Origin of the sequence: Nocardioides sp. NPDC000445, assembly GCF_040300245.1 — a bacterium.
GTDB lineage: Bacteria > Actinomycetota > Actinomycetes > Propionibacteriales > Nocardioidaceae > Nocardioides.
The window spans coordinates 24,561-46,028 of record NZ_JBEPDH010000015.1 but is presented as its reverse complement, the minus strand read 5'-3'; the positions used below and the strand labels follow the sequence as shown (position 1 = coordinate 46,028).

The 21,468-nt window shown below is 68.4% G+C and carries 14 protein-coding genes; 6 read left to right on the top strand and 8 right to left on the bottom strand.

The window, feature by feature from the left end; genetic code table 11:
- Positions 1 to 120: 120 nt before the first annotated feature.
- Both ABT304_RS19885 and ABT304_RS19880 read left to right on the top strand, forming a co-directional pair.
- A complete protein-coding gene (locus ABT304_RS19885) occupies positions 121 to 687 on the top strand; it encodes a TetR/AcrR family transcriptional regulator (RefSeq protein ID WP_350717768.1) in 567 nt (188 codons plus the stop codon).
- A 25-nt stretch (positions 688 to 712) separates the two neighbouring features.
- Positions 713 to 3,052 (top strand): MMPL family transporter, encoded by a 2,340-nt coding sequence (locus tag ABT304_RS19880; protein ID WP_350717766.1) that lies wholly within the window; start codon positions 713 to 715, stop codon positions 3,050 to 3,052.
- A 66-nt stretch (positions 3,053 to 3,118) separates the two neighbouring features.
- On the opposite strand, the gene ABT304_RS19875 is transcribed toward ABT304_RS19880, so the two are convergent.
- The gene (locus tag ABT304_RS19875; protein ID WP_350717764.1) at positions 3,119 to 4,537 is read right to left on the bottom strand and encodes a fatty acid desaturase; all 1,419 of its coding nucleotides are present in this window, start codon (positions 4,535 to 4,537) and stop codon (positions 3,119 to 3,121) included.
- 93 nt (positions 4,538 to 4,630) lie between these two features.
- On the opposite strand from ABT304_RS19875, the gene ppgK reads away from it, so the two are divergent.
- Positions 4,631 to 5,386, top strand: a complete 756-nt coding sequence (gene ppgK / locus ABT304_RS19870; protein ID WP_350717763.1) for a polyphosphate--glucose phosphotransferase — start codon at positions 4,631 to 4,633, stop codon at positions 5,384 to 5,386.
- Positions 5,387 to 7,534: 2,148 nt separating this feature from the next.
- Here ppgK and ABT304_RS19865 read toward each other — a convergent pair.
- From ABT304_RS19865 to ABT304_RS19845, 5 genes are all read right to left on the bottom strand, one after another.
- Positions 7,535 to 8,149 carry a nitroreductase family protein gene (locus tag ABT304_RS19865; protein ID WP_350717761.1) on the bottom strand — a complete coding sequence of 205 codons (615 nt, stop codon included), beginning with the start codon at positions 8,147 to 8,149 and terminating at the stop codon, positions 7,535 to 7,537.
- Between the two features lie 53 nt (positions 8,150 to 8,202).
- Positions 8,203 to 8,838: a YitT family protein gene (locus ABT304_RS19860; protein ID WP_160026000.1), complete on the bottom strand. Its 636-nt coding sequence runs from the start codon at positions 8,836 to 8,838 to the stop codon at positions 8,203 to 8,205.
- A gap of 84 nt (positions 8,839 to 8,922) precedes the next feature.
- Positions 8,923 to 10,323, bottom strand: a complete 1,401-nt coding sequence (pntB, locus tag ABT304_RS19855; RefSeq protein ID WP_160026001.1) for a Re/Si-specific NAD(P)(+) transhydrogenase subunit beta — start codon at positions 10,321 to 10,323, stop codon at positions 8,923 to 8,925.
- Between the two features lie 2 nt (positions 10,324 to 10,325).
- The gene (locus tag ABT304_RS19850) at positions 10,326 to 11,855 is read right to left on the bottom strand and encodes a Re/Si-specific NAD(P)(+) transhydrogenase subunit alpha (protein WP_160026002.1); all 1,530 of its coding nucleotides are present in this window, start codon (positions 11,853 to 11,855) and stop codon (positions 10,326 to 10,328) included.
- Between the two features lie 346 nt (positions 11,856 to 12,201).
- Positions 12,202 to 13,203 (bottom strand): aldo/keto reductase, encoded by a 1,002-nt coding sequence (locus ABT304_RS19845; protein ID WP_350717758.1) that lies wholly within the window; start codon positions 13,201 to 13,203, stop codon positions 12,202 to 12,204.
- 102 nt (positions 13,204 to 13,305) lie between these two features.
- Here ABT304_RS19845 and ABT304_RS19840 point away from each other — a divergent pair, with 102 nt between their 5' ends.
- Positions 13,306 to 14,160 (top strand): helix-turn-helix transcriptional regulator, encoded by an 855-nt coding sequence (locus tag ABT304_RS19840; protein ID WP_350717756.1) that lies wholly within the window; start codon positions 13,306 to 13,308, stop codon positions 14,158 to 14,160.
- Here ABT304_RS19840 and ABT304_RS19835 read toward each other — a convergent pair.
- Together ABT304_RS19835 and ABT304_RS19830 are read right to left on the bottom strand one after the other, a co-directional pair.
- Positions 14,132 to 15,331, bottom strand: coding sequence for a glycosyltransferase (locus ABT304_RS19835; RefSeq protein ID WP_350717754.1), 1,200 nt, complete (start codon positions 15,329 to 15,331; stop codon positions 14,132 to 14,134). The genes ABT304_RS19840 and ABT304_RS19835 overlap by 29 nt on opposite strands.
- A complete protein-coding gene (locus tag ABT304_RS19830; protein ID WP_350717752.1) occupies positions 15,328 to 17,349 on the bottom strand; it encodes an ArnT family glycosyltransferase in 2,022 nt (673 codons plus the stop codon). The genes ABT304_RS19835 and ABT304_RS19830 overlap by 4 nt, the downstream gene beginning before the upstream one ends.
- A 448-nt stretch (positions 17,350 to 17,797) precedes the next feature.
- On the opposite strand from ABT304_RS19830, the gene ABT304_RS19825 reads away from it, so the two are divergent.
- Entirely contained in the window at positions 17,798 to 19,072 is a 1,275-nt protein-coding gene (locus tag ABT304_RS19825; RefSeq protein ID WP_350717750.1) for an HNH endonuclease signature motif containing protein, read from the top strand.
- A gap of 924 nt (positions 19,073 to 19,996) precedes the next feature.
- Positions 19,997 to 21,340, top strand: coding sequence for an FAD-dependent oxidoreductase (locus tag ABT304_RS19820; protein WP_350717749.1), 1,344 nt, complete (start codon positions 19,997 to 19,999; stop codon positions 21,338 to 21,340).
- Positions 21,341 to 21,468: the final 128 nt, after the last annotated feature.

The window sequence follows — 21,468 nt, the reverse complement described above, 5'->3', positions numbered from 1 at the left end:
AAGGCAAAGTCTACGGCCTCTCCTCCTCGTGGAAGACGGGCAGGTGAACCCAGCCACATTGTTTTGCACTCGATACCCCCGGAGTGCAACACTGCACTCTGTGAGAGAAAGTGCAACGTCATGATGCGGCGGCTCAACAAGACCGCGGCGACGATCCACCGGGCCGCGCTCGAGATGACCGACGAGTTCGGCTTCGACGGCTGGACCATGGAGCATCTCGCCGACCGCGTCGGTGTCTCGCGGCGTACGTTGTTCAACCACGTCCCGAGCAAGATGGACGCCGTCCTCGGCCCCGAGCAGGAGCCTGACCCGGAGCTGCTCGAGGCCTTCCTCAGCGGCGGGCCCACCGGCCATGTCGGCCGCGATCTCGGCGCGCTGGTGCGTACGGTGCTCGACGCCGAGCCCATCGACCATGACGAGCTCGTCCTCGTCCGGCACATCCTCGCCACCGACCGGCAGGTGCTGGATGCGGCACGCACCCGCTTCGAGCAGATTGCCGTTCACTTCGCCGAGGTCATCTCCGAGCGCGAGGGCGACCAGATGACTCCCGAGCTCGCGGGCGTCGTCCTGCATCTCGTGATCGTGGTCTTCAACGCCTCGCTCGACGCCTACCTCGCCAATCCTTCGGCCGGCACCGTCGCCGACCACTTCACCCGGATCTTCGACGACCTCGTCGATCTGTTCTGAACCACTGACCAGGGGGAACCCCGAAATGGCCAAGCTGCTCTATCGACTCGGAAAGACCGCCTACCGGCGGTGGCCGATCTTCGTCGCCGTCTGGATGATCGTGATCATCGGGATCGGCGCGGTGGCGACCACGATGTCCAAGCCGATGTCCACGACCTTCACCATGCCCGGCCTCGAGTCGGTCGAGGCTGCCGAGGAGCTGCCCGAGATCATGGGCACCGAGGGCGGTTCGGTGCTCGACGCCGCCTCCATCGAGGTGGTCGTCGCCGCTCCCGAGGGCCAGACGCTCACCACGGCCGCGAACCAGAAGGCCGTGGCCGAGCTCGTCCAGAACCTCGCCGCGCTCGATGACGTACCCGACCAGATCTCCTACATCTGGACACCGGAACAGGCCGAGGCAGCAGCGCCCGGGTACGCCAAGGCGATGTCCGCCGAGAGCGGGCAGACGGTGACGACCCAGCAGGCGCAGCAGATGCTGCTCGGCCAGCTCCAGGCTCAGCCGACGCTGTCCGAGGACGGCCGGATCGGGCTGATCTCGACCGAGTTCGAGGATGTCGAGGCGACCGAGGTGACGCCTGAGATGCAGGAACAGGTCACCGACGTCATCGAAGACGCGAACAAGGACGGCCTCCAGGTCGAGGTGCGCGGCCAGGGCATGCAGGTCCAGGAGATGGGCAGTGCGAGCTCCGAGCTGTTCGGCATCATCATCGCCCTGTTCATCTTGGTGATCACCTTCGGCTCCTTCGTGGCAGCCGGCCTCCCGATCATCACCGCCGGCGTCGGCGTCGCGATCGGAACGCTGGGGATCACCGCACTGACCGCGTTCACCGATGTCTCCTCGACCACCCCGATGCTCGCCACGATGATCGGCCTGGCTGTCGGGATCGACTACGCGCTGTTCATCCTGTCCCGCTACCGCAGCGAGCTCGACCACACCGACGACCGCGAGGAGGCCATCGGCGTCGCCGTGGGCACCGCCGGCTCGGCGGTCGTCTTCGCCGGACTGACGGTCGTGATCGCGCTCGCCGCGCTCAGCGTCGTCGGGATCCCGTTCCTGACCGCCATGGGCCTGGGCGCGGCCGTCACCGTCGTCGTCGCGGTCCTGGTCGCGCTGACCCTGCTCCCGGCGCTCCTCGGCCTGCTCAAGTCGAAGGCCTTCGGCCTCAACGTACGTCGCTACAACCCCAAGCGCGAGGCCAACGGTCGCATCCTCAACAACGGTGTCCGTTGGGCCCGGTTCATCGGCAAGGCGCCGATCCTCTGGGTGCTGATCGCGGTCATCGGCCTCGGGGCGCTGGCGATCCCGTTCAAGGACCTGCACCTCGGCATGCCGAGCGACAGCACCGCGCCCGAGGACAGCTCGCGCCGCCAGGCGGTCGAGCTGGTCGTCGAGGGCTTCGGCCCCGGGCGCCTCGACCCGATGATGCTCGTCGTCGACGCGCGTGACATGTCCGGGGACACCGCGGCCAAGCAGCAGGCCTACGCCGAGGTCGCCGACTGGGCCGCCGGCCTCGACGGTGTGGCCAAGGTGATCCCGCCGTCGGGGAACGACAACGGCGCGGTCATCCTGATCGAGCCCGAGACCGCCCCGGAGGACGAGAAGACCGAGGACCTGCTCGCCGAGCTGCGTGATGGCGAGGCTGCCGTGGAGAAGGAGACCGGCACCGACCTCGCGGTCACCGGCACCTCGGCGATCATGTCCGACATCTCCGAGAAGCTCAACGACGCCCTGCTGCCCTACCTGGCGATCGTGATCGGGCTGGCGTTCATCCTGCTGATGCTCGTCTTCCGCTCGATCCTGGTGCCGCTGACCGCGACCCTCGGCTTCCTGCTGTCGGTCCTGGCGACCCTCGGCGCGACCGTGGCGATCTTCCAGGAGGGCGCCTTCGGCATCTTCGAGGGCCAGCCGATCGTCAGCTTCATCCCGATCTTCCTGATCGGGCTCGTGTTCGGGCTGGCGATGGACTACCAGGTCTTCCTGGTGACCCGGATCCGCGAGGCGCACGTCCACGGCGCCTCGTACAAGGAGGCCGTCGTCGACGGGTTCCGCAACTCGGCCCGGGTCGTCACGGCCGCCGCGCTGATCATGACCGCCGTCTTCTCGGGCTTCATCCTCATGGACGACCCGATCATCAAGTCGATGGGCTTCGCGCTCTCGGCAGCGGTCATCTTCGACGCCTTCGTGGTCCGCATGCTCCTGATCCCGACCCTCATGTACCTCATGAAGGAGAAGGCCTGGTGGCTGCCGAAGTGGCTCGACCGGATCCTCCCGAACGTCGACGTCGAGGGCGAGAGCCTGGAGCGGCACTACCTCGCCGACCACTACGCCGAGAAGCCACGTGAGCCGGAGCTCGTCAAGAGCTGAGGTCTCCGCACCGATGACAGCCCCCGGTCTCGTACGAGGCCGGGGGCTGTCGCCGTCCGAGTACGGCTACGAGACGGAGTCCGAGGCGAGAGGCACGAAGTCGACCTTCTCGCGCACGCCACAGTCCGGGCAGCACCAGTCGTCCGGCACGTCCCCCCACGATGTACCGGCGGCGAACCCCTCCGCCTCGTTGCCCTCCTCCACTCGGTAGGTGTAGCCGCACCCGGGACAGCGGGCGGCCAGCACCTCCTGGCCGACGACCTGCGCGACGGTGTCGTCGCCGGTCTCGGCACGATCTGCGACCGGCGCCGGATACTTCGCCAGGATCCTGTCCCGCTTGCGCGGCAGGATGTTGGCCCGCGACATGTCGCCGTCGAAGTGCGCCAGCACCCTGGGGTCCATCACCCGGCGCCAGACCGGCGGCACGATCGCGAGCAGGATCATCCCGGCATAGCCCGTCGGCAGCACCGGAGACTCCTTGTAGTCGCGCAGCGTCTGGTAGCGGCGTACCGGGTTGGCGTGGTGGTCGCTGTGGCGCTGCAGGTGGTAGAGCAGCACGTTGGTGGCGATGTTGTTGGAGTTCCAGGAGTGGCTGGGGTCGACGCGCTCGTAGCGCCGGCCGACCTTCTGCCGGATCATCCCGTAGTGCTCCATGTAGTTGATCACCTCGAGGAGCGAGAACCCGACGACCGCCTGGATCAGCACGAACGGGATCACCACCGGCCCGAGCCACACGATCAGCGCACCCCACAGCACCGCCGACATCAGCCAGGCGTTGAGTACGTCGTTGCCGATCCGGAACGGGTGCTGGTCGCGGCGGGCGTACCTCTTCCTCTCCAGCCTCCAGGCGCTCTTCAGCGAGCCCGAGACCGTGCGCGGCCAGAAGGTGTAGAACGACTCGCCGACCTTGGCGGAGGCCGGGTCCTCGGGCGTCGCGACGCGGACGTGGTGGCCGCGGTTGTGCTCGATGTAGAAGTGGCCGTAGAAGCTCTGCGCGAGCGCGACCTTGGAGAGCCAGCGCTCGACGTCCTCGCGCTTGTGGCCGAGCTCGTGGGCGGTGTTGATGCCGATGCCGCCGACGCAGCCGACCGAGATCGCCAGCCCGACCCGGTCGATGATGCTCAGGGTGTGGCCGTCCAGGGCGCCATGGGCGGCCATGGCCATGCCGCCGATGAAGACGGCGTACTGCAGCGGGAGGTAGGAGTAGACGATCCAGCGGTAGTACCTGTCGTTCTCCAGCGCCTCGATCATGTCGTCGGGCGGGTTGGACTTGTCGAGCCCCGCGAACAGGTCGATGGCCGGGACCACGATGAGGATGATGATCGGACCGGTCCACAGGAACGCGCTGATATCGGTGAGATGCCAGCCGCCGATCGCGATGAATCCGAGGAGCGGGACCACCAGACCGAGCAACCACAGATAGCGCTTCTTGTCGCGCCACTGTTCGGTCGAGCCGTCGGGCACCGTGCTGTTGGCGATCTCCATCCTTGGCCCCTTTGACGCTGAGTTTGGTTGACAAACGAGGATGATCTGTCAAGTGTCGTACGTCACGTCGGTGCTTGTAAATAGGATGGGCTCATGACGACGAGCCTGCCCTTCGGCATCGACTTCGGCGGCACGGGCATCAAGGGTGCCCCGATCGATCTCGCGACCGGCGAGTTCGCCGAGGAACGCGTACGTATCCCGACCCCCGAACGCTCCACCCCCGACGCCATCGCCGAGATCTTCGTGGACCTGCTCTCCCAGTTCCCGGACTACGACGGCAAGGTCGGCGTGACCGTCCCCGGCGTCGTACGCCACGGGGTGGTCCACTCCGCGGCCAACATCGACAAGTCCTGGATCGGCGCCGACGCGGACGCGATCTTCACCGCGGCCACCGGCCGCGACGTGCACGTGGTCAACGACGCCGACGCCGCCGGCCTGGCCGAGGTCCGCTACGGCGCCGCGAAGGGTCGCCGTGGACTGGTCATCATGACCACGCTCGGCACCGGCATCGGCTCGGCGCTCCTCTACGACGGCGTGCTCGTGCCCAACTCAGAGCTCGGTCACCTCGAGCTCGACGGCCACGACGCCGAGACCCGCGCCTCCAACATCGCTCGCAAGCGCGAGGATCTCTCCTGGAAGCACTGGGCCAAGCGCCTGCAGAGGTACTACCAGCACCTCGAGATGCTGTTCTACCCCGACCTATTCCTCGTCGGAGGAGGGGTCTCGAAGGAGGCGGCGGAATTCCTGCCGCTGCTCGACCTGGACACCGAGATCATCCCGGCGAAGCTGCTCAACACCGCGGGGGCCGTCGGGGCCGCGCTGTACGCCGAAGAGCTCGCCACCGATTGACGGCTGCCCGGGCGGTCCCGGAGGCCCCGGCGGCCCGGGCGGCCCGGGCGGCATCGGCGGCCAGGCAGGTCGCGAATCCCACGGAGCTCCCGCCTTCCGCGTCTCCTTCGCCTGCCTGAGGAAGGCCCTGCGCGCGGCCCGCCGGCGTCGCGCCGACGGGTTCCAGAACACCCGGTACGCCGCGTACGCCACGCAGGCGAGCACGAGCAGCGCGACCAGTCCGACGACCAGTGCCCAGTCGGCCCGGGCGCGCACGCCGGCCGCGGTGGCCGCGGCGTCCTCGAGATAGCCGTTGTTCAGGTCGGCTCGAGCACCGGCCGCACCCACGTCGAGGAACAGCACCAGCTCGCCGAGCTCGGTCAGCGGGTTCTGCATCCCCTCGACGTCCGCGGTCGCCTCACCGACCTCGGTGATCACCTCGGCGGTGCGGGGCAGCGTGGTGGCGAGCTCGCGATACCGGTCGTCATCGTTGGCGCCCTCGTACGCCTCCTTCGCCGCGGCCGGGACCGGCAGATCGGCCTTCTCCGCCGCCTCCTGGACCGCGGCGGCATCGGCGTTCGCCTCACCGATCAGGCCGACGACACCGTCCACGTCCTCGAAGGTCCAGGCGGCCATGACGTCGCGCAGACCCAGCGGCGGCAGCCACTCGCCGTTGACGCGGTCGATCTCGGCGTACGTCTTGCGGGCCTCGGCCCTGGGCCCGAGCTGCTTGGCCTCGGCGCGGGTGAGCACCCAGTTCTTCAGCGGCTTCTCCGGGGAGGCGTCGGTGTCGTACCTCTGCACGATGTCGAGGAAGAGGCGCCAGTCGACCGGGCCGCTGGTGATCTCGTCATCGGCGGCGTCGTAACCGGTGCGGCCGTCGTAGACGTCGTCGACGACCTGGGTCAGCTCCTCGTCGGAGAGGTCCGCGAGCATGGCCGAGACGGCTGTGTAGGCGGCCGGGTAGCCGTACGCGTCCTTCTCCTGGCTCCATCCGTTGGCGTCCCAGGTCAGGAGGGGGAACGCTTCCTTGCTGCGACGCTTCACCTTGCCGTACTTCTGCCCCTTGGCACCGACCTTCTCGGTCGCGTGCTGGGCGACGAGCTCGGTCAGGCCCTCGCTCAGCCAGCGGCCCTCGACGATGTCGGGGTTGATCCAGGCGTGGGTCATCTCGTGGTAGAGGATCGCGGTGTCCAGGTCCTCGGAGACGACGATCTCGTCGGCGTCGGAGTCGAACCAGGCGTAGCCGACGGCCTCCGCCGAACCGTCCTCACGAATCGTCTCCAGCCCACCGGGCCACTCGTTGCCGGTCAGCTCCTCCAGCACCGGCATGCCTTCGGTGACCCGCTTCTCGGCGAAGTCGAGCCACTCCTTGTCCTCGGGAAAGCTCTGCAGCGACAGCTTCGTGTCGCCGATCTTGATCTTCTTCTCGTCGAAGGCCTTGGGGTCGCGCGCGGAGACGCCGGCGTCGACGAAGTCGCCCTCGGAGTGCCAGGTCGTCGTCTTGCCCTTGGTCCGCTTGGTGAAGTCGCCCGAGGAGGCGGTGAACGTCATCGACTTCGGCAGCACGACGTCGACGGTCACCTGCCCGTCGTCACCGAGGCCGATCACCGGGAAGACGGCGTACCCCTCGCCGATCCGGGTGTGGTTCTTCTTCGCCCGGATGGGGGCGCCCTTCAGCTCGTACGTCCAGGTGATCGTGCGCGACTTGCCGTAGTAGAGGTTCGGGAAGGACACCGTGACCACCGCGAGGCCGGTGCCCTTGATCTTCTCGGTGCTCACCGGCAGGTTCGCGCCGTTGCTCGTCGCCTTGACCTTCGACGCCCCGGCCGGGATCGGGATCGCGTGACCGGTCAGGAAGTAGTAGGTCGTGGCCGTGCTCGGCTGCTGGTTGGTGACCGTGACCTCGGCCTTCACCTTGACGGTCTTGGCCTTCTCGTCGAGCACATAGCGGGTGCGGGAGGACTCGCCGACTCCGTCGTTGGGCGCGGCGACGGCCGCCGGGGCGGTCGTCACCAGCCCAGCGCCCAGCACCCCCAGCACGAACACACCTGCCACGACGCGCCGGAGCCGACCTGTTCCCTGACCGTTCTCCACCCACGAACCTTAGACCGATGCCCCGATGGGTACGTCCTTTTTAACGCCTTCCGGGACGCACGCCCCGGCGCATCAGGCCCAGGAGGTGCCCCATTTGTCGGCGAAGGCGATCTCCTCGAGCGGCCGCCGGACGCGCTCGCGCTCCTCGCGCTCCGCGTCTCGCGGGTCGACCTGCGCGGGGTCGCCGTGGAGGCCGACCGCGATCCCGGTCATCACCTTCCACCAGTCCGGTACGCCGAAGGCCGCCGCCACGGCATCATGGTCGAACCCGGCGAACTGGTGGGAGGAGAGGCCGAGGGACGCGGCCTGGACGGTGAGATGCGCGGCCGCCTGACCGAGGTCGTAGTGGGAGTAGTCCGACCACTTCGGGCCGATGCCGTCCGGGCCCACGCCGACCTGGGCGATCGCGACGAACACGGCCGATGCCCGCGGCACCCACCCGGAGTTGCCGCGCGAGAGGTGGCCCACGAACGTCGCGTGCCCGGCCGATCCGCGGGGCAGCACCAGGAACGACCACGGCTGGCTGTTGCCCGCGCTCGGCGCCCACCGGGCCGCCTCGAGCAGCAGCCTGATCTCGGCGTCGGCGAGCACGTGGTCCGGGTCGAAGACACTCACCGACCAGCGGTCACGCAGGTGCTCGGTCAGGTCCTCGGCGCCGGCCTGGGGCGCGCGCTTCGCGGCAGTCATGCCTTCTATTCTGCAATGTCTACCGACTTGGGAGACAAACGTCTCAGGCAGCGTCAGGCGAGGTACCGGCCGGGCCGGTGGTTGAAGGCCAGGATGATGTTGAGGACGACCGCACCGAGGGCAGAGAGGAGGACGGTCGCGGGCGAGACGACGAAGAGCGCGAGGAGGATGACGCTGACGTCGAGGCCCATCTGGACGTACCCGGCCCGGAGGTTGAGCCGCTCCTGCAGAAGCAGTGCGAGCACGTTGAACCCGCCCAGCGAGGCACCGTGGCGGAAGATCACCAGGAGCCCGAGGCCGACGAGCAGGTTGCCGACGACGACCCCGTAGACGGTGTCGAGCCCGTCGAGCGGGAGCAGGTCGGCATGGACGCGGGTCATCGCCGAGACCGCGATGACGCAGCCCAGCGACCGGAGGGTGAACCCGATGCCCTTCTTGGAGAGCGCGAGCCCGAAGAAGGGCAGGTTGACCAGGACGAACAGCACCTCGAACGGCAGCCCGGTCCAGTAGCTCACCAGCAGGCTCAGGCCGGCGGTGCCGCCGGTGACCGCTCCGACCGACTGGATCAGGTGGAGCCCCAGCGAGGTCACCACGATGCTGGTCACGTAGCCGAGCGCGTCCTCCAGCAACGTATGGGGGACGCGGATCGACTCGAGGGAGTCAGTGAACGGCTCGGACACGACACTCATTCTGGGTGTCGTGCCCGAGCCGTGCAGAATTCAGCAGGGCGAGACGTACGTCACGTTTCCGCTGGTCAGGTGTAATTTTCCAGGTCAGGCAGGGACCCGGGCGAGGGCGCTGACGATCTCGTCGACCTTGGCCTTGGCGTCGCCGAAGAGCATCTGCGAGTTCTCCCGGAAGAAGAGCGGGTTCTGCACACCGGCATAGCCGGCGGCCATCGACCGCTTGAAGACGACCACGTTCTTGGCCTCCCAGACCCGCAGGACGGGCATGCCCGCGATCGGCGAGGACGGGTCCTCGGCGGCGGCCGGGTTCACGGTGTCGTTGGCACCGATGACCAGGACGACGTCGGTCTCGGCCAGGTCGTCGTTGATCTCGTCCATCTCCAGGACGATGTCGTAGGGCACCTTGGCCTCGGCCAGCAGCACGTTCATGTGGCCCGGGAGACGGCCGGCGACCGGGTGGATGCCGAAACGTACGTCCACGCCCTTGTCCCGCAGGATGCGGGTGAGCTCGGCGACCGGGTACTGCGCCTGGGCGACGGCCATGCCGTAGCCCGGGGTGATCACGACGGAGGAGGCGCCGGCGAGGAGCTCGGCGGTGTCCTCGGCGTTGATCTCGCGGTGCTCGCCGTAGTCGACGTCACCGGACGGCCCGGCCTCGATGCCGAACCCACCGGCGATGACCGAGATGAACGAGCGGTTCATCGCCTTGCACATGATGTAGGAGAGGTACGCACCCGAGGACCCGACCAGGGCACCGGTGACGATCAGCAGGTCGTTGCCGAGGAGGAAGCCGGAGGCGGCCGCGGCCCATCCGGAGTAGCTGTTGAGCATCGAGACCACGACCGGCATGTCACCGCCACCGATGGAGGCGACCAGGTGCCAGCCGAGCGCCAGCGCCACGACGGTGACCGCGATCAGCAGCGGGAGCGTCGGGTTGATGACGTAGACGACCGTCAGGATCACGAAGACGACCAGGGCGCCGATGTTGATGACGTTCTTGCCCGGCAGCATCAGCGGCGCCGACTTCATCCGCGCGGAGAGCTTGAGGAAGGCGACGATCGAGCCGGTGAAGGTGACCGCACCGATGAAGACGCCGATGAAGACCTCGGCCGAGTGGATCGCGCCACCGTGGACGTGGCCGGCAGCGGCCTCGAGGTGGCCGTTCCAGCCGATCAGGACGGCCGCCAGACCCACGAAGGAGTGCAGCAGCGCGATCAGCTCGGGCATGCCGGTCATCTCGACGACCTTGGCACGCCACAGGCCGATGACCGCACCGATGGCGACCGCGGCGACCAGGACGAGCACGGCGGTCGTGGTGCCGCCGTCGACGACCTGGATGACGGTCGCGACCAGCGCCAGCGTCATGCCGGCAACGCCGTACAGCCAGCCCTGCGAGGCGGTCTCGTGCTTGGACAGCCCTGCCAGCGACAGGATGAAGAGGAGGGCGGCGACGAGGTAGGCCGCACCGGCGATCGAGAAGATATCCATGATCAGGCCTTCCGGAACATCGAGAGCATGCGGCGGGTCACGGCGAAGCCACCGAAGATGTTGATGCTCGCCAGCAGCGTGGCGATGCCCGCGAGCACGAGCACCACGTTGTCAGCGACGGTGAGCTGCAGCAGGGCGCCCACGACGACGATGCCGGAGATCGCGTTGGTCACCGACATCAGCGGGGTGTGCAGCGCGTGGTGCACGTGGCCGATCACGTAGAACCCGATCACCACCGACAGCGTCAGCACGGTGAAGTGGCGGGTGATCTCGGCCGGAGCGACCGCGTTGAGCAGGAAGAGGGCGAGCGCACCGGTGCCGACCAGCGCGAGCTTCGCACCGGCGGAGAGCGGCTTCTTCTCCTCCTTGACCGCGACCTCGGCGGGGGCCGCTACCGCCGGGGCGGCGGAGACCTGGACCGGCGGGGGCGGCCAGAGCACGCCGCCGTCGTGCACGACGGTCAGGCCGCGCTGGACCTGGTCCTCGAGATCGAGGGCGAGTACGCCGTCCTTCTCGGGTGTCACCAGCTTCATCAGGTTCACCAGGTTGGTGCCGTAGAGCTGGCTCGACTGCGCGGGAAGACGCGCCGGGAGGTCGGTGTAGCCGATGATCGTGACGCCGTTGGGCGTGGTGACGACCTCGTCCTTCACGGTGCCCTCGACGTTGCCGCCCATCGCGGCCGCCATGTCGACGATGACCGAGCCGGACTTCATGCTCGCCACGTCGGCCGCCGTGATCAGCTTCGGCGCCGGGCGTCCCGGGATCAGCGCGGTCGTCACGATGATGTCGACGTCCTCGGCCTGCTCGGAGTAGATCTCCGCGGCGCGCTGGTCGTAGGCCTCCGAGGTCGCCTTGGCGTAGCCGTCGGTCGACTTCTCGACCTCGACCTCCACCTTCAGGTATTCACCACCCAGCGACTTGACCTGGTCGGCGACCTCCGGACGAGGGTCGGTGGCGCGCACGATCGCGCCGAGCGAGCTCGCCGCACCGATCGCAGCCAGACCGGCCACACCGGCACCGGCCACGAGCACCTTCGCCGGCGGCACCTTGCCCGCCGCGGTCACCTGGCCGGTGAAGAAGCGGCCGAAGTGGTGGGCCGCCTCGACCACGGCGCGGTAGCCCGCGATGTTGGCCTGACTGGAGAGGATGTCCATCGACTGTGCGCGCGAGATGCGCGGCACCGCGTCCATCGCGAAGGCGTCGACCTTGCGGGCGGCCAGGGCGTCGAGGAGCTCGCTGTTCTGCGCCGGCGCCAGCGGGGCGACGAGGGTGGCGCCGCTCTTCAGCAGCTCGACCTCGCCGACCGAAGGCGCGTTGACCCGGAAGACCAGGTCGGCACCCCACGCGTCGGCGGCCGTGCCGATGCGGGCGCCGGCCTCGGCGTACGCCTCGTCCTTGAAGCTGGACGCCTCTCCGGCCCCACCCTCGATGACGACGTCATAGCCCAGACCGGTCAGTTGTTTGACGGTCGCGGGGGTGGCCGCCACCCGGGTCTCCCCGGGCTTCGTCTCTCGGGTCACTCCGATGAGCATCCTCGACTCCTTGGGTCTAGCTGCGCAGTGTCTTCAGTCTCCAGCATGGTGGGATCCCGGTCAGCCGATCAGCGCGTGACCGATTCTTGACCGGCGGGGTCCGGAACCCCACCGTGCTGGTTACTGGCCGGTAACGGTAGGGCAGATCAGCAGGTGGACACCAGGTTTCACCGGTTGTATCGGTCCAATACCTGTGGTCTTCCTCACGTCCTCACAGCCCGTCGTCCCGACCGGTGTGCCTTCATCATGGCGGCGCTCCGGCGACCGCGGGAGTACCCACTATTTACTGGGGTACTTACCTGTTCGTCCGGAGTGCGTCCGGAGTCACCGAGGCCGGTCGTCCGGCTCAGCCTTCGCTGTCGAGCTGTGCCATGAACTGGGTCGGGTAACGGTCGCCGCGGGCGGCGCCGACGGGCACGGCGTCGTCGATGCGAGCGAGATCGGCGTCGTCCAGGGTGACCGCGTTCGCACCTGCCATCGACTCGACCTGGCTGACCCGGCGGGAGCCGATGACGGGGACGATGTGCTCGCCGCGGGCGGCCACCCAGGCGATCGCGAGCTGGGCCAGGGTGACGCCCTTGGCCGCGGCGATCTCCTCCAGGGTGGTGAGCAGCGCGCGGTTGTGGTCGAGGTTGTCGCCCTGGAAGCGCGGCATGTGGGTGAGCGAGCCGCCGACGGTGCCGCTACCGCCGATCAGGCCACGGCCGAGGACGCTGTACGCCGTGATGCCGATGCCCAGCTCGCGGCAGGTGTCGAGGATCCCGTTGGTCTCGATCCCCCTGCTGAGCAGGGAGTACTCGATCTGCAGGTCGCTGATCGGGGCCACCGCGGCGGCCCGCCGGATGGTGTCGGCGCTGACCTCGCTGAGCCCGATGTGGCGTACGTATCCCGCCTCCACGAGCTCCTGGATCGCGCCCACGGTCTCCTCGATCGGCACCTGCGGGTCGAGCCGTGCGGGGCGGTAGATGTCGATGTGGTCGGTGCCGAGCCGCTGGAGGGAGTACGTCAGAGATGACCGGACCGCCTCGGGACGGGCGTCGAAGCCGGCCGGCATCCCGACCGGGGTGAGCAATGCGCCGAACTTCACCGAGAGCACCACGTCGTCGCGGTCGCGCTCGCGCAGCGCCCGGGCGATCAGCATCTCGTTGTGGCCGGCGCCGTAGAAGTCGCCGGTGTCGATCAGGGTGCCGCCGGCATCGAGGTAGGCGTGGATGACGCGTACGCCCTCCTCGTCGTCGACCGCGCCGTAGGCGCCGGAGAGGCTCATCCCGCCCAGTGCGGGGGAGGTGACCGTGGGGCCGTTCTTGCCGAGCTGTCGGCTGCTGAAGGTGATGTCGTGGGTCGTCATGCCACCCAGCGTGCGGCGCTCGAGATGCCCTCGGCAGGCACGGCACATCCAGGGACGAGCCGTCCCTGGATAACCGGACACCACCGGCGGAGGATGGGGAGCGTGACCGACCGCCGTGAGCTCGCCGACTTCCTCCGCCGTCGCCGGGAGCTGCTCCGGCCCTCCGATGTCGGCCTCCCGGACGGGTTGCGGCGGCGTACGCCGGGACTTCGGCGGGAGGAGGTCGCCTCGCTCGCCGGGGTCTCGACCGACCACTACACGCGGCTGGAGCAGGCGCGCGGGTCGGCGCCGTCGGAGTCGGTGCTCTCCGCGATCGCGCGGGCGCTGCAGTGCGATCTCGACGAGCGCGACCACCTCTTCTACCTCGCCGGGATGACGCCGCCTCCACGGCGGGCGGGCCATTACGTACGTCCCGGCCTGATCGCCCTCGCCCGGCGGCTGACCGACATCCCCGTCGTGATCTGCACCGACTCCGGCGAGATCGCCTGGCTCAACTCGCTCGCCACCACACTGCTGCCGCCGCTGCCCGACGGGCCCGGCCGGGGCCGGAACCTGGTGTGGCGCTGGTTCGTCGAGCCCGACCGCCGGCCGGCGCCGCGGGAGCACTGGGACCGGATGTCGGCGAGCCATGTGATGGATCTGCGCGCGACGTACGCCCGGCGGGCCGGCGACTCCGACATCACCTCGCTGGTGCACGACCTCCTCGCCGCGAGCGAAGAGTTCCGCGGGCTGTGGGAGCGACACCAGGTCGGCGTGCGGCGTGCCGACGTGAAGACGTTCATCCATCCGGAGGTCGGCGCGGTCGCCGTACGCTGCGAGGTCCTGCTCACCGAGGAGGCCGACGTGAAGCTGCTCGCCTACTTCCCGGCCGAGGGCACCGATGCCGCGGCAAAGCTCGAGCTGCTCCGCGTCATCGGCACCCAGCGGCTCACGAGCGCGGACTCATCACCCACCTGAGGGCGATGAAGCGGATCAGCGTGGCCGCGGCGTTGGCGGCGACGAGCACGACGATCTCGAACGCTCGCGCGGGTGTCGGCGCGGCCAGGTGGAGGAGTGCAAGCGATCCCGAGGTCAGGGCCAGCCCGACGGCGAAGGCGGCCAGCCCGGCGACGTGATGCTTCACCGCGCCCTGCCGCGCGGTGATCCCGAAGGTCAGCCGGCGGTTGGCCGCGGTGTTGGCGACCGCGGTCGCCAGGAGCGCGATGAGGTTGGCCGCCTGCGCTCCGACAGCGGTGCGGAGGAGGACGTAGAGGAGCAGGTACGCCAGTGTGCTCAGCACCCCGATGGCCCCGAAACGGATCACCTGAGCCGCCAGGCTCGGGCTCCGGACGGGGCCGGGAGGACGTACGCCACCGAGGTCGATCCGGCCGCTGACCAGCCCGAACAGCAGCCTGCTGATGCCGGCCAGGTCTTCCTTGATGGTGGCGGCGATGTCGACGCGCGAGTCGGGGTCGTCGACCCAGTCGACCGGCACCTCGTGCACGCGCAGGCCGGCCTCGGAGGCGAGGACGAGGAGCTCGGTGTCGAAGAACCAGCTGTCGTCCTCGATCAGCGGGAGCAGCTTCTCGGCGACGTCGCGGCGGAGCGCCTTGAAGCCGCACTGGGCGTCGGTGAACTCCGCGGACAGGACCCCGCGCAGCAGCAGGTTGTAGCCCTTGGACAGGAAGTCCCGTTTCGGGCCCCGCTCGATCCGGCTGCCGCGGGCCAGCCGGGACCCGATCGCGACATCGGAGTGGCCGGAGAGCAGCGGGGCGAGCAGGGGCGGTAGGGCCCGCAGGTCGGTCGAGAGGTCGACGTCCATGTAGCCGACGACCTCCGCTCGTGACGTGGACCAGGCCGCCTTGAGCGCTCGTCCGCGGCCCTTCTCGTCGAGGTGGATCGCGCGGACCCGGGTGATCTCGGTCGCGAGCCGCTCCGCGATCTCCCAGGTGCCGTCGGTGCTGGCGTTGTCGGCGATCGTGATCGTCGTGGAGTAGGGCAGGGTCCGCAGGTAGCCGTCGAGGTGGCGTACGGACTCCTCCAGGCCCTTCTCTTCGTCGTGGACCGGGATCACCAGGTCGATCGTCGTCAGCAGTCGCTTCTCGTCGACGACCCGCAGGCCACCCGAGAGTGTCGTGTCCGCGGTCATGCGGCCCCCTCGGTCAGGTCGTAGACCGTGGAGCTGCCGATCGTGGTCTGGGTGAAGTTCTCCTCCACCCAGGCGCTGATCTGGGAGGCGCTGGAGGTCTCGTCGCTGCCGCCTCCTGCGCCTCGCATGCCGCCCATCCCGCCGCCGGCGATGAAGTAGTGGATCTCGCCGTTGGCGACGTACTCCTGGAACTGCGCGAGCGTGATGCTGTTCGAGGTGCCGTTGAAGCCGCCGATCGCCATCACGGCCTCGCCGGTCTCGAGCTGGATGCCGGCTGCGGTCTGCGATCCTATCGTCGCGGCCACCCAGGTGTAGTGGCCGGCGTTGGTGCTCACCGCCTCGGCGAGCTCCTCGTCGACTGCGCCGCCGCCCATCATTCCGCCTCCGCGGGTCCCTCCGGGGTTGCCGCCGGGCATGCCGCCGGGCATCTGCGGGGCCTGGCCGGTGGCACCGTCGGTGGTTCCGCCCGGCAGTTGGCCGGTCGCCGGCGTTCCGTTCTGGGTCTGAGCACCGGGGCCGCCGGCGCCACCGGGGCGACCACCGCCCATCCCGCCCATGCCGCCGCCCTCGTACGGCCCGGCCGTCACGATCGAGCCGGTGTGGGCGGTGCCGATCGTCTGGATCGCGTACGCCGCAGGCCCGAGGCCCACGCTGACGGCTGCCGCCGCGAGGACCGCCGCGGCTGCCCGGCGGGTGAATCTGTCCGCGAAGACGAACGCGGCGGCGACCCCGAGACCGATGATCAGGACGGGCCAGCGCAGCGCCTCGTACGGCTGCTCGCCCGACTGCCCGAGGAGCACCCAGCCCCACACGGCGCTGACGGCCATCGCGACCGCCAGGGTGACCCGGGCGAAGAGGCTGTCGCGGTCGCGCCACATGATCACTGCGCCGACGGTCGCGGTGATCGCGATCCACGGGGCCAGCGCGACCACGTAGTAGTCGTGGTAGATGCCCTCCATGAAGGAGAAGACCAGGCCGGTGACGAGCATGGTGGCGCCGCTGAGCATCAGCGCGGCACGGGCCAGGTCGGTACGCGGCGCCCTGCGCAGCGCGACGAGCCCGGTGACGAGGAGGAGCAGGGCCGCCGGGAGCAGCCAGGAGACCATCCCGCCGGAGACGCCCTGGAAGAGCCGCAGGACCCCGGCCGCGCTGGAGAAGCCGGCGTTGCCGAGACCGCCGTAGTCGCCGCCGTTGAGCCGACCGACGCCGTTGTAGCCCAGCGTCAGCTCGAGGAGCGAGTTGCCGGTCGAGCCGTCGATGTAGGGGCGCCAGGACTCGGGGATGAGCTCGACGATCGCGATGTACCAGCCGGCGCTGACGACCATGGCGACGAAGCACGCGATGCCGTGGGTCATCCTCCTGCCGAAGGAGCCCTTGCCCGCGGTCAGGTAGACGACCGCGATCGCCGGGATGATCAGGAACGCCTGCAGCATCTTGGTCAGGAACCCGAAGCCGAGCAGCACACCGGCCAGCACCATCCACCTGCCCTTGCCGGTCTCGATCGCCTTCAGCGTCGAGAACCCGGCACCGACCAGCAGCAGGAGCAGCAGCGCGTCCGGGTTGTTGAACCGGAACATCAGCGCCGCCGCCGGGGTCAGCGCGGTGAACGCCCCCGCCGCGATCGCCGCCTGCCACGGCGCGACCTTCTTCACCATGGCGAAGACGAGCCCCACGGTCCCGACGCCCATCAGCGCCTGCGGAACCAGGATGCTCCACGAGGACAGCCCGAAGAGGCGTACGGACAGGCCCATCACCCACAGCGACGCCGGCGGCTTGTCGACCGTGATCGAGCTGCTCGCGTCGAGCGCTCCGAAGAACCACGCCTTCCAGCTCTCGCCGCCGGCTTGTGAGGCGGCGGAGTAATACTGATTGGCGTATCCGGACTCTGAGAGCGTCCATAGGTACGCCGCTGCCGTGAGGGTCAGCAGGATGGTGAGCGCTGTGCGCTCGGGGGTGGGGCGCCAGCTTCTTGTCTTCGTCGGTGATGTCGCGGTTGGCGGATCGAGGAGTTGGGTCATGGCGACCACGCTCGGGGGTGGGGCTGTGGTGGTCGTTTCTTGTGACTGTGAGTGGCCTATGGGCCTTTGGTTGGCTGATGTGTTTTCGGGGTTGGGGTGGGCCGCCGACCCTTGCTTTGAGGGTCTTCTCGACGAACCCCGGAGTCAAGGACGGCCTGCGGCCGCCGGCTTCGCCGGCCGCTGCGCGGTCCTTGACACCGGCGCCCGTCGAGAAAAGATTTGGCTGGCTATCGGGGCGGCGGCCCGGGTGTGGCGCAGCGGAATCTGCTTGGGACGGACGGGTAGATGGTGGGTGAGGGCGGCCCTTCGGGCCACTTACCATCCACAGAAACGATGCCGTTCACTCACCGCGAAAATGGTAGTTGACCAGGGAAAATAGATAGTCAACCAAGCGTTGAAAGCGTAGAATCAGACCCATCACAACACCTCTTTGAAGGGAGGGATGGCGATGAGTCTTGAACGCGACACCAACCACTGGGACACCAACCCCGGTGACGCGATCGACGCAGAACTGAGCGCCATCGAATCCTCCCTCGATCGACTGCTGACCCGGGATCCGGCCTATTGGCGCACCGGGCAGAAGAAGGACTCCCTGGAGCGGTTGGAGAAGCTCCAGGCCAAGCTGGCCGCGGTCAAACTCCGGGTGCTCGCATCTGCCGGCGATATCGCCGAGGAGACCGGTGCCAAGGACGCCTCCGGGTGGATGCGGACCGAGCTCCTGGTCGACAAGGGCGTGGCTCGCTCGCAGGTGAAGCTCGCCGCGGCGGTGGCCAAGTACGACCTCGTCGCTGACGGCCTGGCTGAGGGTGTGGTGTCCCAGGACAAGGCACGGGTGATCACCCAGGCCCTCGACAAGATCGAGACCGACCCCGTCGCGAGTGCCGAGGACCTAGTCCTCGCAGAGAAGCTGCTCGTCGACTACGCCTCTCGGTTGACCGCCAACGAGCTCCGCATCGTCGGACGACGGATCCTGCGTGAGATCGACCCGGCCCGGTTCGAGGACGCCGAAGCCCAAGCCGTGTTGGCTGAAGAAGAACGCGCCCACCAGAAGTCCGCGCTACGGGTCTGGGACAACCACGACGGCACCGTCGGCTTCGACGGTGTGCTGCCGACCTCGATGGGGATGAGGTTCAAGCGGCTGGTGGAGGCCTGGGCCCAACCCCGCAAACAGCAACTGGTCGGCAAGGGTGCCCCGTTGCCGCCGTGGGAACGACTCATGGGTCAGGGGTTCTCGCGGCTGCTCGAGACCGTCGACCCGGCCGCGCTACCTCGGCATGGCGGGGATGCGACCACCATCAACGTGGTCATCTCCCTCGAGGAGCTCCGCAAGGACCTCGGGATCGCCACGTTGGGCTATGAGGAGACCAACGGGGCCACCATCTCCGCGGCGGAGGCGAGGCGGATGGCGTGCAACGCCACCATCATCCCCTGGGTGTTAGGTGGCGACAGCGAGGTCCTCGACGCAGGTCGGGGCAGCAGGTTCTTCCAGCCCATCCAACGCAAAGCGATGCGGCTGCAGCAGAAATGCTGCCAAGCCGAGGGCTGCGACATGCCACCGGAGTGGTGCGACGCGCACCATCTAGAACCCTGGGCCGCGGGCGGGAAGACAGATCTGAAGGACGGGGCGTTGTTGTGCCCGCATCATCACCGCCTGGCCCACAACGCGGCCTACGTTCACGAGCGGCTACCCGACGGCACGATCCGGTTCACGCGCCGCCCGTGACCGGCTGGGCGAGGAACCACACCACCGGGCCTGCCCTCAGACCTGACGACCCCAACCGTCGACCGGTGTCAGCTCTCGCTGAAGGCGCCTGTCCTGGTGCCCAAATGAGCGTTCCAGCCACCCTTGCTCAACTCCACGCCCGCCGCTCCCCATCGGCGAGGACACTTCCCCACCGCAGCGAAGGTTCCCCACCCTCCGGAGCATGGGGACCCTCGACGCCCGTGGGGAACTCTCCCGATTCGGTGGGAACTCGCGACCCGACCGGCACCGAATCCGACCCGGTCAATAACAACGGCCCGCTTGTGAACCATTCACAAGGTCACGCCCACTGCCGTAGGCACCCACGAGGCACGACCCGCCAGCGCGCACGACCAGCCCACGGCCCCAAGCCCGCACCCAAACTGAATCCGCTGCGCCAAACTCTCGCCGCCGACCCGATACAGGCCAAGTCTTTCTCGATCGCGTACCGGGTCAAGGATCGCCGCAGGCGACCGGCGAAGCCGGCGGGCGAAGCCCGTCCTTGACGCGGTACGCGATCGAGAAACAATCGAACCAAGGGTCGGCGGCGAACCCCAGAAACGAAACCACGGCCACCTCCAGCGCGCCGAACCAAGACCAAACCAGACCCCGACGGCGAAGCCAGCAGAAGAAGCGCCCCTTGACTCCGGACCGACACCGAGAACACCATCGATAACAGGGTCGGCGGCCACCAGCTTCGAAGCATCCCCGACCCGATCGAGGCCCGATGACGCGCCGCACGTGTCCGAGATCACGTCCCCAGGCACCCCCTAAACGAGAACACGTTCTAGTATTGAGCGTGGAACCCACGCACGACCTCGTAACCACCTGGTGGAACGGATTCGGAGGGTTACACGACCCCCTTTAGGCTTGCCTTAGTACATCCACGGAAGGTTGAACTCCCTTATGCGTGACATCCGCGTTGCGATCGTCGGTGCCGGCCCGGCCGGCATCTACGCTGCCGACATCCTCACGAAGGAGCACCCTGGTGCGCGCGTCGACGTCATCGAGCGTCTGCCTGCTCCCTACGGCCTGGTTCGCTACGGCGTGGCTCCTGACCACCCGCGAATCAAGGAGATCATCAAGGCTCTGAAGCGCGTCCTGAACCAGGACAGCATCCGCTTCATCGGCAACGTCGACTTCGGCACCGACCTCAAGCTCGACGACCTGCACCGGTTCTACGACGCCGTCATCTTCGCCACCGGCGCGATGGCCGACCGAGAGCTCGACATCCCGGGGATCGACCTGCCCCAGTCCTACGGCGCGGCCGACTTCGTCAGCTGGTACGCCGGACACCCCGACGTCTCCCGTGAGTGGCCCCTCGACGCCGAGGAGGTCGCCGTCCTCGGCGCCGGTAACGTCGCGCTCGACGTCGCCCGGATGCTGGCCAAGCCTGCCGAGGAGCAGCTGGTCACCGAGATCTCCGACAACGTCTACCAGGGCCTGAAGAAGAACCCGGCCAAGACGATCCACGTCTACGCCCGCCGCGGCCCGGCGCACATCAAGTTCAGCCCGATGGAGCTGCGCGAGCTCTCCCACTCCCCGTCGGTCGACGTCGTCGTCGAGGAGGAGGGCTTCGAGATCGACGAGGCCGGCGAGAAGGCGATCCAGAGCCACAAGGCGACCAAGCTCGTGGCCGACATCCTCCTGAAGTACATGGAGGCGCCCGCCGGCGACAAGCCCCACAAGATCGTCATCCACATGATGCAGAACCCCGTCGAGATCCTCGGCGAGGACGGTCAGGTGGTCGCGCTGCGCAGCGAGAAGACCGAGTACAACGGCGACGGCACCGTCACCGGCACCGGCGAGTTCACCGACACCCCGGTCCAGGCCGTCTACCGCGCCGTCGGCTACCTCTCCGAGGCGCTCCCCGACGTGCCCTTCGACAGCGAGAACGGCGTCATCCCCAACGCCGGCGGCCGGGTGCTCGACCTCAACGGCGAGCACATCAACGGGACGTACGTCACCGGGTGGGTCAAGCGCGGACCGGTCGGCCTCATCGGCCACACCAAGTCCGACGCCAAGGAGACCATCGACAACCTCCTCCACGACCTCGACAAGCTCAAGCCCGCCGAGCTCGGCTCGCCCGCGGCGGTCCTCGAGCACCTTTCCGGCAAGGGCGTCGAGTTCACCACCATCGAGGGCTGGGAGAAGCTCGACAACCACGAGCGCTCGCTCGGCGAGGCCCAGGGACGCGAGCGGATCAAGGTCGTCCCCCGCGACGAGATGATCCAGATCTCCAACGCCTGACACACGCCGTACGCAGCGGGCCGGTCATCCACACGGATGACCGGCCCGCTTCGCATTTCCCGCCGCCACGCACGCGTCCCGCACGATAGGCGAAGCCACTCCGTCAACCAAAGGTTGACGCATCGAGG

What these genes read in the sequence shown, in the direction of transcription:
- ABT304_RS19835 (WP_350717754.1), bottom strand. Translation starts at nt 15,331, where the DNA reads ATGACCGCGGACACGACACTCTCGGGTGGCCTGCGGGTCGTCGACGAG.
- ABT304_RS19880 (WP_350717766.1), top strand. Translation starts at nt 713, where the DNA reads ATGGCCAAGCTGCTCTATCGACTCGGAAAGACCGCCTACCGGCGGTGG.
- ABT304_RS19885 (WP_350717768.1), top strand. Translation starts at nt 121, where the DNA reads ATGATGCGGCGGCTCAACAAGACCGCGGCGACGATCCACCGGGCCGCG.
- ABT304_RS19850 (WP_160026002.1), bottom strand. Translation starts at nt 11,855, where the DNA reads ATGCTCATCGGAGTGACCCGAGAGACGAAGCCCGGGGAGACCCGGGTG.
- ppgK (WP_350717763.1), top strand. Translation starts at nt 4,631, where the DNA reads ATGACGACGAGCCTGCCCTTCGGCATCGACTTCGGCGGCACGGGCATC.
- ABT304_RS19845 (WP_350717758.1), bottom strand. Translation starts at nt 13,203, where the DNA reads ATGACGACCCACGACATCACCTTCAGCAGCCGACAGCTCGGCAAGAAC.
- pntB (WP_160026001.1), bottom strand. Translation starts at nt 10,323, where the DNA reads ATGGATATCTTCTCGATCGCCGGTGCGGCCTACCTCGTCGCCGCCCTC.
- ABT304_RS19875 (WP_350717764.1), bottom strand. Translation starts at nt 4,537, where the DNA reads ATGGAGATCGCCAACAGCACGGTGCCCGACGGCTCGACCGAACAGTGG.
- ABT304_RS19830 (WP_350717752.1), bottom strand. Translation starts at nt 17,349, where the DNA reads ATGACCCAACTCCTCGATCCGCCAACCGCGACATCACCGACGAAGACA.
- ABT304_RS19825 (WP_350717750.1), top strand. Translation starts at nt 17,798, where the DNA reads ATGAGTCTTGAACGCGACACCAACCACTGGGACACCAACCCCGGTGAC.
- ABT304_RS19865 (WP_350717761.1), bottom strand. Translation starts at nt 8,149, where the DNA reads ATGACTGCCGCGAAGCGCGCGCCCCAGGCCGGCGCCGAGGACCTGACC.
- ABT304_RS19820 (WP_350717749.1), top strand. Translation starts at nt 19,997, where the DNA reads ATGCGTGACATCCGCGTTGCGATCGTCGGTGCCGGCCCGGCCGGCATC.
- ABT304_RS19860 (WP_160026000.1), bottom strand. Translation starts at nt 8,838, where the DNA reads ATGAGTGTCGTGTCCGAGCCGTTCACTGACTCCCTCGAGTCGATCCGC.